Origin of the sequence: Floridaenema aerugineum BLCC-F46 (assembly GCF_041929345.1) — a bacterium.
Classification (GTDB): domain Bacteria; phylum Cyanobacteriota; class Cyanobacteriia; order Cyanobacteriales; family Aerosakkonemataceae; genus Floridanema; species Floridanema aerugineum.
This window is the reverse complement of sequence record NZ_JBHFNQ010000126.1, coordinates 19,087-32,009: the sequence shown is the minus strand read 5'-3', so window position 1 is coordinate 32,009 and position 12,923 is coordinate 19,087. Positions and strand designations below refer to the sequence as shown.

Here is a 12,923-nt window from a genome sequence, read left to right as displayed (position 1 = left end):
TAGGAGTCTGGGCCGTGTCTCAGTCCCAGTGTGGCTGGTCATCCTCTCAGACCAGCTACCGATCGTCGCCTTGGTAGGCTCTTACCCTACCAACTAGCTAATCGGACGCGAGCTCATCTTCAGACGATAAATCTTTCACCTTCCGGCACATCGGGTATTAGCAGCGGTTTCCCTCTGTTGTCCCCATCCTGAAGCTAGATTCTCACGCGTTACTCACCCGTCCGCCACTAGCTCCGAAGAGCCCGTTCGACTTGCATGTGTTAAGCAGACCGCCAGCGTTCATCCTGAGCCAGGATCAAACTCTCCATTTGATTACTCTTGACTCAATTTGTTTCCAGCTACGCTAGAAACTCTTTATTAATTTCTTTGACGAGCTTGGCTTTTTTTGGCTTTCAAACTATACTTTTTTCTAGGTTCGGGCGCGACTTGAGTGCTTCACTTGCGCTTGGCTTCCTCTCGACCGCTTTACTAATGTATCAACCCTAATCGGCTTTGTCAACACTTTTGAAAAACTTTTTTTAGGAAAGTTTGGAAGTCTTTATTCACAAGGGTTTCAAGGTTGAGTCTACCTCGGATTTGGCTAAGGGGTTAAGCTGGAACCTGGATTTTTTGATTACCTGCTAGGCCAAAGGCGGCATGAATTGTTTGTAATGCGGTAACTCCTTGGTCTTGGGCGACTACGCAACTGAGTTTAATTTCTGAGGTGGCAATCATTTGGATGTTGATTTGGTTTTTGGCTAGGGCTTCAAACATTTGGGCTGCTACTCCGGGTTGTCCTTCCATGCCTGTGCCTACGGCGCTGACTTTGGCGATCGCATAATCCACCACAACCTCCCCGCAACCCCACTCAGTCACGACTTCTTGTAAAGTAGCTTTGGCAGCTTCGGCATCGCCTCGATGCACGGTAAAGGCAATATCTCGGCGGGGAAGTCCGTCTATAATTCGACAGCGTTGGGATTGAATGATCATATCGACACTTATATTTTTGCTGGCGAGTTGTTTAAATAGACGTGCTGCCATGCCTGGTCGATCGGGAATGTGTCGAATGGCAATGCGGGCTTGATTGAGATCTAGGGCAACTCCTCGCACTGGTGGTAAGGGGTGTTCGGCGGTATTCTCTTGGGTGATTACTTTTCTGTTGATCCAAGCTGGAGAAGTGTTTACATCAAAGGTTTTGCAGAGCGCAGAGATTGCCCGATCGCACTCTCCCGCTTCCACTACACAACTCACTTTCACCTCTGAGGTAGAAATCATCAGGATGTTGATCTCCGCTTCTGCTAAGGTGGCGAACATCTCAGCGGCGATTCCTGGTCTTCCGATCATGCCTGCACCAGCTATACTGACTTTGGCGATTTGCTGATCTACCATGACTTCGGCTTCGTCTGGGGCGGGTGTAGGATGAGTGCGTAAGACGGGTGCGATCGCAGCTGTTACGGCTTCAGCTTTTTTCACTACATTTTTGCTGACGGTGAAGGCAATATCATTACTGTTACCTTCATGAATTGACTGAATAATTAAGTCAACATCTAAGTCTTGGTGGGCTATTTCGCCAAATAAACGTGCTGCTACACCAGGACGATCGGGTACGCGCAACAATCCTACTTTTGCTTGATCGGTATCAAACTCTACTGCATCGACGGCTTTTACCAGTTCTAAACCTTCTAACGAACGAGTTTGATATGCTGGAGAAACTACCTTTGTACCGGGTTCATCTGTCCAACTCGATCGCACTACTAAAGGTACTCCATAGTTCCGGGCAATTTCTACCGCACGGGGATGCAATACTTTTGCACCCAAGCTAGCTAACTCCAACATCTCATCAGAGGTGATTTCTGTCATTAGCTGTGCATCGGGTACTATGCGGGGATCTGCGGTTAAAATGCCGGGAACATCTGTATAAATTTCGCAAAAGTCAGCCCGCAAAGCTGCTGCTAAGGCAACGGCAGAAGTATCCGATCCGCCACGTCCCAAGGTGGTAATTTCCAAGTCTTCTGCACTGGAAATCCCTTGGAATCCTGCCACTACTACCACTTTACCTTCTTCTAAATGCCGCGAAAGTCTTTCGGTTTCAATTCGCAAAATTCGGGCGCGGGTGTGTTGTGCTTCGGTGACTATTCCTACTTGGGCACCTGTGAGGGAGATTGCTGGTTGCCCCATCTCCTGCAATGCCATACTGAGAAGGGCTATGGAGACTTGTTCGCCTGTGGAAAGGAGCATATCCATTTCCCGACGACTAGGGTTAGTGGAAATTTCATTTGCTAGTTTAACTAAACCATCGGTGGTTTTTCCCATTGCTGAGACTACTACTACCACCGAATTACCAGCTTTAGATGTATCTATAACTCGTTGGGCTACTGCTTTGATGCGTTCTACTGAGCCAACTGAGGTGCCGCCGTACTTCTGGACAATTAGAGCCATGACCGATTTTCCCCTTGAGCCTCTGGTTGTTTTTGACCCGTTAAAGAGGGATTTTTAGAGGCATTATATTATGTAATGAACTTTTTGAATTTATCAGAATTTGGTAGGAAGATCAGTTAAAGTTTACACTCCTTTATTAGGATATGCAGAATCAGCGTTATGTAGCATAAGTAGCAAATTAGTTATTAGTTTAGGCTCTTTAATATGTCTTTAGCTGCAAACAATCTATTTTATAGAACGTATTAGTAGGTTGTAATTATGGTAAAATTATACTTATTATTAATGGGATGAATTCGGCAATTACTCGATGCGTCTCACAAACTAATCTAGAATATAACAAAGATTATTTGGAGATATACTAAAATGTTTGTCAGTCAAAACACTGTTTATATTTCCCACGAAAGCTATCTAAAAGGCGAGGAAATTAGTCCCGTCAGACATGAGTACATAAGAGGAGAGGTTTATGCAATGGCTGGAGGTACTCAAGCTCATAACACTATAACTGGTAACATTTTTGCTTTGTTGAGAAATCATGTGCGGGGAAGTGGATGTCGAGCTTTTGTAGAAAATATAAAGGTTTTGATAGAAGCAGCTGATGTTTATTATTATCCTGATGTGATAGTAACTTGCGATGAAAGGGATAAAAATTTATCTGAATCTTTCATTCGCTATCCCAGCTTAGTTATAGAAGTATTGTCGGATAATACAGAAGCTTTCGATTCTGCTAACGCAACGCTACGCGATCGCGGAAATAAGTTTGCTGATTACCAACAAATTGAAACTTTACAAGAATATGTGTTAGTTTCTCAAAAGCGGCAAAGAGTAGAATGTTTTCGTCGCAATGCTGAAAGACGTTGGGAATTATATACTTTTGTTCAAGGGGAGCAGATCCAGTTAGCTAGCATCAATTTTAGTGTTGATATTTCGGCTTTGTATGAAGATGTAGCAGAATTGAGTTAAGATGCTAATAAGCTGAGTAATTTTCCCTGAGTTTGAATAGTCAATATATAATCAACTCAATCCAAAAATCAATCTCTAAAATTATGCCAAAATACCTAACTATTAACGAAGCACAAGAAAAGCTACCAGAATTACCGGATCAGTTGGCAGATGAACTAGCAATAATCACTAAGGATGGTAAGCCTGTAATGATTGCTATGAGTTTAGAACAGTTTGAATCTTTTTTGGAAACTCTGGAAATTGTTTCCGATCGAGAATTTATGGCGCAGTTGCGAGAAGGTATTCGACAAGCAGAGGCGGGAGAAACTATTAGCTTAGAAGAGTTAAAGGCAGAGTTAAGATGTTGAGAGGATTGAAATTTTAATCTTCTACTTTGCTCAATGTTTCTAAAAATTCCTGTACGACTCGATCGGGTTCTTCGCTACATCTGCTAGGATTGTAATATTGGATAATGGAGATGCCGTGAGTTTGGAAAATTTGATCGCACTCCCGAAAATTCGCTTCATCTTGTTGGGATGGTGGGCGATCGATCTCTAAAATTCCCGATTTACCTTGATAAAAAATCAGAAAATCAACTTGTTTGTTTTCTCTGCCTTCGGTGCTTGTTAGTCGAATTTTGAAGTTAGGGATAAAGAGGATGTTGGTGCGATCGAGTGCTTCCGCTATTTTCACTTGTGCTTCAGAACAAAAATCTAAACCATTCCAGTGATAAATTTGTTCTTCATCTTCTAAAGTTTCTCTACCTGTCTGGATATGATTATCTGGCATTACTTTATTAGGAGAAATTGCTTTAGAGGAATCTGTTTCTATAAAATTAGCAACTACTCTAGCTCCATTTAAGTTTGCTCCACTGAGATTAGCTCCACTAAGGTTCACTTCTATAGTTAAATTTCTTTGTACGTTCACTTTGTTTTGTTGCAAGTATCGCCTTAAAACGGATTGAATATTATCTTTTTTAACCTTTTCTCCAAATGCTTCTGAAAGCAGTTTCCAAAGTTTAGCACCAGCATCTTTGATATAATCAGGTTCATATCCAGTATTTTTGGCAATTTCTACATAAGACTGTCCTTCCCAAGATTGACGAAACACTAACTCTTGAACTTTATTGAGGCGTTGATAGTCTAGGACAATCTCTACAAGCTCTAGTGCTTCATCAGGGGTCATCTTTAAAAGTTCCTCAAGCGTGAAACGCCGTTTTAACAGCTATGGGAAGCGGAACCCACCATAAATAGGTTGTTTTCCTAGTTATATATTTTACAATAAAAGCAATTTTCTATTACTTTTTTATTACTTTTTTATTACTTTTTCTCATTGCTAAACCTCAGCTATAGTTGCTAAGTTACATAGATAACAATAATACACCTATTTATTTAGGAGCAGAAACCAAAAAATTATGCTATCCATTTAATTTATTTTACCTTACCAAAGAATCAAGAAGGGGTATAGGCTTGAATTTTCGCAAAAATTTTATCGTAATACATTTTCTTGAAGTTCCACAAAAAGAAACAAAATTGTTTCGCCAAGATTGGGAAGAGGTAGCCAAAAAATTGAAAAAAAGTTCTGGGCTGAATTATATTAATCTTCACAAAGTAGTTGGGAAGTCACCTGAATGGTTGATTTATGCTTCGTGGAAGTCTCAGAAAGATTGCGAGCAAGCTAGAGAGACAGAAGAGTATAGATATTTTATCGATGACTGGGGAAGTAAAGAATCTTTGCCTATCTATCAAGTAATAGAAACAACTTATAATTCTAAACCAAATATTATAAATTTTTTCCAAAAGCAACCTTTAGATAAAGTTATTCTAATCTTGGCTTGGTTGGGCGCGATCGTATTTGCTGTCATAGTTTTAGCATTAAGAAACTAAAGGATTAGAGAAAATGAAAGGACTTTTAATTTTTATGTTTAGCCTCGGAGCTTTTTGGGATTTTGCAACTAGTTTTTTAGGCATAGTTGGTATTTTTGGTCTTACTAAAATTGAATTTACAGTCGAATCAACTGTAGTTTTTATAACAGCTGTAATTGGAAGTGGAATCATTTTAGGTTTAGGATTAAATACAGAAAAGCTATGGGAAAAAGATCCAGATGAAGAATTTTATAAGTGGTTAAGACCTTTTCATGTTGTTGCTATCTTTTTTGACGCTTATACTTCTTTTTTAGGAACGGCACAAAATATTATTTTAAGGAATACTCAAACTTCTTTTATCACAATAGGAATAGAAGAAGTCCTAGAAAATACAACTGTTCAACAGCAACTTACACTGTTGTTCTTGACAATAACGGTAACAATAAGCCCTATAATGATGGCAAAATTATCAGAAAAATAATTTAAATAATAACTAGTAACTAACATACAAAATGATTAAAAGGCATTTTCTATAATGCCAAACTTAATTTCCTTAAATGCTTTCTCGAACTATTCTAATATGAGCTACTGGGTAAGTGGAAAAACTTTACATAATGGTGAGTACACTATTGAAAAACTACTGGGAGAGGGTGGCTTTGGGATTACGTATCAAGCTAGGGACAAAACTGGGCAAAAAGTAGTTATTAAAACACTCAACAATCAAGTTCAACGTCGTCCAGACTTTGATACATTTCAAAGGCGTTTTATAGACGAAGCAGAAAAACTTAAAAAATGCCAACATAATAATATTGTAAAATTTTACAATTTAATTCAAGAGGGTCAGTTGTGGTGCATTGTCATGGAGTATATTGACGGTGAGAATTTAGCCACAATAGTGATGCGAGAAGGAGTTTTACGGGAAGCAGATGCTTTAAATTATGTTCAACAGATTGGTAATGCACTAACAGTTACCCATAAGCAGAGAATTTTGCATCGTGATGTCAAACCAAAAAACATTATATTAAGAAGAAATAAATCTGAGGTTGTGTTAATTGATTTTGGTATTGCGCGAGAGTTTAATCCTAATCAAATGAACAGCCACACTCAATTTGTTTCGGATGGTTATGCCCCGATTGAGCAATATTTTCGCAGACACAAACCAGGAGATTATACCGATGTTTATGCTTTGGCTGCAACGCTGTATGTACTCTTAACTGGTTATCTTCAAAAAGGCAAGATACTGTGCGATCGCTTACCACGCGCTATAGACAGAGATGATAATCTGAAAAACAGTAAACCCGACCCTTTAGTAGCACCAAATAAAATTAATCCAAATATTAGCTCTAGAGTAAATAACGCTATTCTTAGTGGAATGGCAATTCAACCTGATCAACGTCCTCAGACCGTGCAGAAATGGTTAAAATTACTTCAGCCTAATTCTAATCTGTCTCAGATGGCAACCCTACATATTCCAGGTATAAAGCCCATTTACCACAATGCTGTTACAAATTTTACCAAAATAAATAACCAGTCTTCTTTACTTCCTGTAGGGGCTGTCTTTTTCTTTATATTGATCATCTACATATATTTTCCTCATCTTTCCTTTAATCCACTTTCTCGTCCCAGTCAACCTCCATCTTATCAATCAGACCCTACAGAATCGCCATCCAAAAGAGCCAAGTTTAGAGAAGATTCACCTATTCAAGAAATATCTATTAATCCTGTACAAATAGATTACAGCCTTTTGGAAAAACTACTGGCATCTCAGAAATTTAGAGATGCTGATAACGAAACATTACAGATTATGCTTTTGCTCGTTAATCGACAGAAAAAAGCTTGGTTTGATATAGAAGATATTAATAATATTCCTTGCTCCGATTTACGCAAAATTAACAAATTATGGATAAAATATAGCAATGGTCGGTTTGGGTTTAGTGTACAGAAAAATGAATGGATTGAGGTGGGAGGTAAACGTGGAATTCATAATGTAAAAATTGCCAATAACTTTGGTAGTCGTGTTGGCTGGTATATGAATAATAAATGGTATCATAATATTATTTATAAACTTTCTGCTCCTTCAGGACATCTTCCTTTTAAAGTCACCTCTCGTGTTTGGGAGTTCGGCCCTCCTCATATTGCAAAAAGACTTGAAAGCTGCAATATTGATTAGAATATAAATATTAGGAGAAAAAGATGGATCGCACTTCCCCCCCCTCCATCAAACTAAGTGGTTTTGGATTGTGCGATCGCATCTTAGCTAAATTTATTTGATTCCCCAACCTAAAAGGTTACTTTAAATTCTGCAACCAAGTAATCAAATCATCTGGTGATGAGAAATCTAGCAACGCTTCCGCTAATTCTTCCAAGTGAGAAATAGATAAAGTGCAAATTCTGTCTTCTGTACTGATGGGAATTTCTCCCACTCGCCGCCTAAGTAAACGCAGAGTTTGTAGAAGTGCCTGCTGTTTTTGTCCTTGTTCTATACCTTGCTGTAAGCCTTGTTGTAAACCTTGTTGTAAACCTTGTTGTAAACCGCGTTGAACGCCTTTTTGAAGTATTTCTTGATAAAACAAAGATTCTTGCATATTATCCTCCCGAAATAGCTGACCGATCAGATTTGGTTTATGCAGTAATCCTGCCATTACTGCGGTACAAACTAATACTTCTCTTCGCTGTGTGGGGTCTTGTATTAATTCTACCCTTGCTGCTACTTCCTGCAACAATTCTCTTGGTGATTCACTGCGAGTTAGAGGTGCTAAAGGTAGCAAGGCGGGATCTGCTAAAAACAATTCTGAGTCTTCTTCCCATAATCTCATTATCCGATAGGAATGTATTGTGTTTGCTTCCTGAAATCTGTCTATGAAAACTAGGGGTGAATCGATACGTTGCAGGAAAATTACTACTTGTTCGATTTTACATCTGTATTTTCCATAAAGGCGCACCCAATAGTTGAGCATTCGTTCGGGAATTGGTGGGTCTGAATAAGGTAATTTTTCAAATTGTAGGTGTAAGATTGTGTTCCCGAATCGTAATAAAATTAAGGAATCTGCTCTAATTGGTTCGGCGGGTAATTCGGTTTTGAGGATTTCGACTGTGGTAAATTCCTCATTGGGTAATAACCAGCGAACGAAGCTGGCTGGATTTTGGGAGGCGATGTATTTGCAGGTGTTATCGTAGGCCAAGGTTTTGCTTTTTTGTCGGCGGATTTTCCCTTTTTTAGATTATACTTGCTCCCGATAAAGTTGGAGAAAAAATCTAGATTATTTTCGACTTTGCTGTGGCGATCGCACTTTCCTCCCTTCATCAAACTAAGTTGTTTTGGATTGTGCGATCGCACTTTAACTTTCTGAAGATAGCTGAATTTCAATTAATTCCTTACCTAAAAGTTTACGCCAAATTTTCCAACCAAGCAGTTAAATCATCTGGGGATGAAAAATCTAACAACGCTTCTGCTAATTCCTCCAATTGAGTAATTGATAAAGCACGAATTCTCTCTTCTGTGCTGGGTGCAACTTCTCCCACTCGTCGCTGTAACTGGCGCAAAATTACTGACACTTCGCGTTGTAAACCTTGTTGTAAACCTTGTTGTAAACCGCGTTGAACGCCTTTTTGAAGTATTTCTTGATAAAACAAAGATTCTTGCATATTATCCTCCCGAAATAGCTGACTGATCAGATTTGGTTTATGCAGTAATCCTGCCATTACTGCGGTACAAACTAATATTTCTCTACGCTGTGTAGGGTCTTGGATTAATTCTACTCTTGCTGCTACTTCCTGCAACAATTCTCTTGGGGAGTCACTGCGAGTTAGAGGTGCTAAAGGTAGCAAGGCGGGATCGGCTAAAAATACTGAAGAGTCTTCTTCCCATAAGCGAATTACTCGATAAGGATGTATGGTGTTTCCCACTTGAAATCTGTCTATGAAAACTTGGGGTGAGTCAATGCGTTTTAAGTAAATTACTACTTGTTCTATTTTACATCTGTATTTTCCATAAAGGCGCACCCAGTAGTTGAGCATTCGTTCGGGAATTGGTGGGTCTGAATAAGGTAATTTTTCAAATTCTAGGTGTAAGATTGTGTTGCCGAATCGTAATAAAATTAAGGAATCTGCTCTAATTGGTTCGGCGGGTAATTCGGTTTTGAGGATTTCGACATTTGTGAATTCCTCATTTGGTAATAACCAGCGAACGAAGCTGGCTGGATTTTGGGAGGCGATGTATTTGCAAGTGTTGTCGTAAGCCAAGGTTTTTAGGTTTGGCGAAATAGTTTGTACTTATTTTATATCATATTTATTGAAATTAATCCGGCAAAGTTAGTATTTCCGAAAATTTGCCTTTTAAAAAGTAAGTTTTCATGTCTCCTCTGCCTTTGACATGGATAATTCCCCGTTCTACAAAGTTGTAATGATTCTTTAGTAATTCGTAAGTTTCACAGGTAACTTGTATGCTGCCTGGTATGCCGTGAGATTCCATACGACTAGCAATATTTACTGTGTCTCCCCACAGATCATAAATAAACTTTTTCAAACCAATTACTCCGGCGACTACTGGGCCAGTATTAATGCCAATTCTAATTTGAAAATTTTGATTATTTTCAACATTAAATTTGGCTAATTCTTGTTGCATATCTAAAGCCATATCTGCGATCGCAAGTGCATGATCTTGCCGAGGCATGGGTAATCCAGAAACTACCATGTAAGCATCACCAATGGTTTTGATTTTTTCTAAATCATGTTTTTCGGCTAATTGGTCAAAAAGTGAGAAAATTTTATTGAGTAATTCCACCATTTCTGTTGGGGGAATTTTGGTTGATAATTCCGTAAAACCGACAATATCAGCGAATAAAACCGAAGCTTCACTAAAATGTTCGGCTAAGGTTCCACTAGATTGTTTGAGACGGTGTGCGATCGATTGCGGTAAAATATTCAGTAATAAACGTTCTGATTGTTCTTGTTCAATTGCTAGTTGTTGATAAGCTACTTCCATTTGCCGACGAGATCTAAACTCGGAACGCTGCAAACGTTCGTATAAATAAACCGACAAATCACAAACAAAACAAACCCAAAACATATATAAAAATAATAAGGATGTATTCATCCAAGGTGCTGGCATTGTCGCAGCTTTATTTAACAAAAACTGAATGCTGACATAGTAAGTGAAAACTCCCAGTTGTGTTGTTAAGTGTAAGTGCCAACACACAGGAATTAACGTAGTCATGCCAAAAAATGTTAAAGGCCATCCTAAAATATCAGGTTCGATTTTCCCGGCAAAAACTGTATTTATTATTAGTGGAATTAGGGTGACAGACCAAGCAAAACAGAGAAAAATTACGCTGGGATAACGCCGACCGAATTGAGTTTTTAGTAAGACTAAACAAGCTAATAAGGTTATTTCTTCGGTAATATATATTGCCAGAATTAAAGGTTGGAAAAACTCTCGGTTGAAGAAGAAGTTTCTGATTTCCAAGGCGATAAAAGTCAACAATCCGATTAAAGCAAGTTGTAAATTTAACTGCAAACGCTTACGGAGAAAGTCTCGTCGCCATCTTTGGTAATCAGCTGCTTCCACCTGAGTCTGTGCTTGGTGCCCTAGCAGATTTTGGATTAAAGAAGCCAATTGATTTCTGTTTAGTAGTTGCCGCATCCTGATTGCTAAACCCAAGGAGTAGAAGCTAAATTTAAAACCATCATAGGCTATAGCCCTCTTTTGCCACTACCACTAGAGAATCTTCTCGAACTGTATAGTCAGGACTTAGGCAGTGACGCTTAATATCGTGGGATGGTGGGTTACACTGGCGTTAACGCACCCGAAGGATAGAGGTTTGCGTAAGTCCTAATAGTTTCTTAGGCTTTCGCCTTGGGACAGCAAGCATTATTGAGAATGACTAAAATCTAGATTAGGCAAGGGGAAAGCGTTTTTCTCTGCTTATAGTGACAAAAGCGGGATGAGTGGAGGTAGCTTATATTTTATTTAGAGGGAAATATCTGGCTGTATCTTCCGGGGAAAGTATGACAGTTGGTAAATTGTCTACTTGGAGAAGCGATCGGCCAAACCAGCAAAAAGCAATTATTATTTCGCTACAGTCTTACAATTGCAGTTGATTGGGGAAACTATACCTAGCTGAAGTAAATTATAGCTAAAACTTAAGCGAGTTTACTCTTGAGTCACCTTAAAGAGTGACACATCATGTCAAAGAAAAGTCAAAGAAATTTTTTATTTTGAGAATAAGGATGAGTAACAAAGCGAGAAATCAGATATGCAAAACGATATCAATTTACCAATGGCGGCTGTAGTCAACGATATAGATGCTTTGATTACAGAAATGGATAAAAATCCTCAAATGTCCTCTTGGGCGATCAGATTAGTACTGAAAACAATTAAAGAAAAAGCCCGCAAAATGGCGTTAGATAACCAAGCTAATGTTACTAATTTTAATCAAACACCTCATTTTGAGCTTTTGACTAATTCATCAGTAATTAGTCCGGGAAAAATCACAAGTGTAAGTTAGAGTTCACCCTAAATTAATCCATTAAGAACCAGGTTGATTTTTGGGTGCTTTAGGATCAAATTGAGATTTGACTTCTTCTAATTCAATATCAATCTGACTCTTTGATTTTGCCGTTCCTAAAAATTGCGATCGCAATTCCTCTAAATCTTTATCAACTGGACTGTTCGCTGATTTATTTACTGTCTTGTTGGCAGGTGCAGGTGGGGGAGTTTTTATCGGAGGTTGGCTGGGTGTGACTGAAGTTGGCGAGTTTAAATCTTTGAGAACTTCGGCGGCTGATTGATAACGTTTGTTGATAGCATTTTCTAGCATTTTATCTAAAACACTACCAAGTGAATTGCTAACTGGATGTTGTAAAAATTGCCGCCAAACCCAGGTATCTTCTTCCAAGTTATATAGATCAAAAGGTGACATTCTTGTTAATAAATGAATGCAAGTGACACCTAAACTATAAATATCACTAGAAAAAACGGCCTTACCACGCGACTGTTCTGGTGCTACATATTCCGGGCTACCAATACTAGTCCCGGTTTTTTGTAAAGCAGTACCAGCAGTAGTTTTAGCAGCACCAAAATCTACCAAAAATAACTTATTATCGCTGGTTCTTCTAATAATATTGTCTGGTTTAATATCCCGATGAATTACTTGGTGATTATGAACAAATTGCAGTATGGGTAATAAATCATTTAATAATTGGCGAATTTGAGTTTCGTTGAAAGCACCTTTTTGAGCTAATTCTTGGGATAAAGTTTGCCCATCAATGAATTGTTGAATTAGATATTGGCGGTTATCTTGAGTGAAGTAAGCTAGTAATTCGGGAATTTGCGGATGTTTACCTAATTCATCTAATTGTACTGCTTCTTGAGTGAATAATTCGGCTGCTTTTTGGGCGTTATTTGTGCCTTGGGCTAAAGGGTAAAATTGTTTAATTACGCAACGAGGTTTTGAGGGTTTATCTTCATCTATTGCTAAAAATGTTCTGCCAAAACCGCCTTGACCAATAGGTTTTATTGCGCGATAACGTTCTCTTAGTAAGAGTTTTGCGCCGCAGTTAACACAAAAGTTTGTTGTTCCAGGGTTTTGCGGATTTGGGCAATTAGGATTGAGGCAGTAACTCATAATATTTTACCAATTAATTAATGATGGGGTATAGCATATTATAAAACTTACAGGACTTATGCAAGTGTCAGATTTG

General features: G+C 38.6%; 12 protein-coding genes and 1 rRNA gene. 6 read left to right on the top strand and 7 right to left on the bottom strand.

What is annotated here, in order from left to right; all coding sequences use genetic code 11:
* Together ACE1CC_RS16995 and ACE1CC_RS16990 are read right to left on the bottom strand one after the other, a co-directional pair.
* A 16S ribosomal RNA gene (locus ACE1CC_RS16995) occupies positions 1-311 on the bottom strand; the annotation flags it as partial.
* 277 nt (positions 312-588) lie between these two features.
* Complete coding sequence (locus ACE1CC_RS16990; protein WP_413271618.1) at positions 589-2,418, bottom strand: aspartate kinase; 1,830 nt, start codon at positions 2,416-2,418, stop codon at positions 589-591.
* Positions 2,419-2,781: 363 nt separating this feature from the next.
* On the opposite strand from ACE1CC_RS16990, the gene ACE1CC_RS16985 reads away from it, so the two are divergent.
* Complete coding sequence (locus ACE1CC_RS16985; protein ID WP_413271617.1) at positions 2,782-3,378, top strand: Uma2 family endonuclease; 597 nt, start codon at positions 2,782-2,784, stop codon at positions 3,376-3,378.
* Positions 3,379-3,461: 83 nt separating this feature from the next.
* The gene (locus ACE1CC_RS16980) at positions 3,462-3,725 is read left to right on the top strand and encodes a type II toxin-antitoxin system Phd/YefM family antitoxin (protein ID WP_413271616.1); all 264 of its coding nucleotides are present in this window, start codon (positions 3,462-3,464) and stop codon (positions 3,723-3,725) included.
* 13 nt (positions 3,726-3,738) lie between these two features.
* Here ACE1CC_RS16980 and ACE1CC_RS16975 read toward each other — a convergent pair whose 3' ends face one another.
* On the bottom strand, positions 3,739-4,542 hold the full coding sequence (locus ACE1CC_RS16975; protein ID WP_413271615.1) for a pentapeptide repeat-containing protein: 804 nt from the start codon (positions 4,540-4,542) through the stop codon (positions 3,739-3,741).
* A 167-nt stretch (positions 4,543-4,709) separates the two neighbouring features.
* Between ACE1CC_RS16975 and ACE1CC_RS16970 the strand changes: the two genes are divergently transcribed.
* Genes ACE1CC_RS16970 through ACE1CC_RS16960 form a run of 3 tightly spaced genes read left to right on the top strand, consistent with a single transcriptional unit; the run spans position 4,710 to position 7,392 of the window.
* Positions 4,710-5,243, top strand: coding sequence for an antibiotic biosynthesis monooxygenase family protein (locus ACE1CC_RS16970; RefSeq protein ID WP_413271614.1), 534 nt, complete (start codon positions 4,710-4,712; stop codon positions 5,241-5,243).
* Positions 5,244-5,256: 13 nt separating this feature from the next.
* Positions 5,257-5,703: a hypothetical protein gene (locus ACE1CC_RS16965; protein ID WP_413271613.1), complete on the top strand. Its 447-nt coding sequence runs from the start codon at positions 5,257-5,259 to the stop codon at positions 5,701-5,703.
* A 54-nt stretch (positions 5,704-5,757) separates the two neighbouring features.
* On the top strand, positions 5,758-7,392 hold the full coding sequence (locus ACE1CC_RS16960) for a serine/threonine-protein kinase (RefSeq protein ID WP_413271612.1): 1,635 nt from the start codon (positions 5,758-5,760) through the stop codon (positions 7,390-7,392).
* A gap of 118 nt (positions 7,393-7,510) precedes the next feature.
* Here ACE1CC_RS16960 and ACE1CC_RS16955 read toward each other — a convergent pair whose 3' ends face one another.
* From ACE1CC_RS16955 to ACE1CC_RS36855, 3 genes are all read right to left on the bottom strand, one after another.
* Positions 7,511-8,404, bottom strand: a complete 894-nt coding sequence (locus ACE1CC_RS16955) for an Rpn family recombination-promoting nuclease/putative transposase (protein ID WP_413271611.1) — start codon at positions 8,402-8,404, stop codon at positions 7,511-7,513.
* Positions 8,405-8,609: 205 nt separating this feature from the next.
* Positions 8,610-9,464: an Rpn family recombination-promoting nuclease/putative transposase gene (locus ACE1CC_RS16950; RefSeq protein WP_413271610.1), complete on the bottom strand. Its 855-nt coding sequence runs from the start codon at positions 9,462-9,464 to the stop codon at positions 8,610-8,612.
* Positions 9,465-9,519: 55 nt separating this feature from the next.
* The gene (locus tag ACE1CC_RS36855) at positions 9,520-10,863 is read right to left on the bottom strand and encodes an adenylate/guanylate cyclase domain-containing protein (RefSeq protein ID WP_459563863.1); all 1,344 of its coding nucleotides are present in this window, start codon (positions 10,861-10,863) and stop codon (positions 9,520-9,522) included.
* Positions 10,864-11,476: 613 nt separating this feature from the next.
* On the opposite strand from ACE1CC_RS36855, the gene ACE1CC_RS16940 reads away from it, so the two are divergent.
* Positions 11,477-11,728, top strand: coding sequence for a hypothetical protein (locus ACE1CC_RS16940; protein WP_413271609.1), 252 nt, complete (start codon positions 11,477-11,479; stop codon positions 11,726-11,728).
* Between the two features lie 21 nt (positions 11,729-11,749).
* Here ACE1CC_RS16940 and ACE1CC_RS16935 read toward each other — a convergent pair whose 3' ends face one another.
* A complete protein-coding gene (locus tag ACE1CC_RS16935; RefSeq protein ID WP_459563862.1) occupies positions 11,750-12,847 on the bottom strand; it encodes a protein kinase domain-containing protein in 1,098 nt (365 codons plus the stop codon).
* Between the last annotated feature and the right edge of the window lie 76 nt (positions 12,848-12,923).

What these genes read in the sequence shown, in the direction of transcription:
- ACE1CC_RS16990 (WP_413271618.1), bottom strand. Translation starts at nt 2,418, where the DNA reads ATGGCTCTAATTGTCCAGAAGTACGGCGGCACCTCAGTTGGCTCAGTA.
- ACE1CC_RS16985 (WP_413271617.1), top strand. Translation starts at nt 2,782, where the DNA reads ATGTTTGTCAGTCAAAACACTGTTTATATTTCCCACGAAAGCTATCTA.
- ACE1CC_RS16980 (WP_413271616.1), top strand. Translation starts at nt 3,462, where the DNA reads ATGCCAAAATACCTAACTATTAACGAAGCACAAGAAAAGCTACCAGAA.
- ACE1CC_RS16975 (WP_413271615.1), bottom strand. Translation starts at nt 4,542, where the DNA reads ATGACCCCTGATGAAGCACTAGAGCTTGTAGAGATTGTCCTAGACTAT.
- ACE1CC_RS16965 (WP_413271613.1), top strand. Translation starts at nt 5,257, where the DNA reads ATGAAAGGACTTTTAATTTTTATGTTTAGCCTCGGAGCTTTTTGGGAT.
- ACE1CC_RS16960 (WP_413271612.1), top strand. Translation starts at nt 5,758, where the DNA reads ATGCCAAACTTAATTTCCTTAAATGCTTTCTCGAACTATTCTAATATG.
- ACE1CC_RS36855 (WP_459563863.1), bottom strand. Translation starts at nt 10,863, where the DNA reads ATGCGGCAACTACTAAACAGAAATCAATTGGCTTCTTTAATCCAAAAT.
- ACE1CC_RS16940 (WP_413271609.1), top strand. Translation starts at nt 11,477, where the DNA reads ATGCAAAACGATATCAATTTACCAATGGCGGCTGTAGTCAACGATATA.
- ACE1CC_RS16935 (WP_459563862.1), bottom strand. Translation starts at nt 12,847, where the DNA reads ATGAGTTACTGCCTCAATCCTAATTGCCCAAATCCGCAAAACCCTGGA.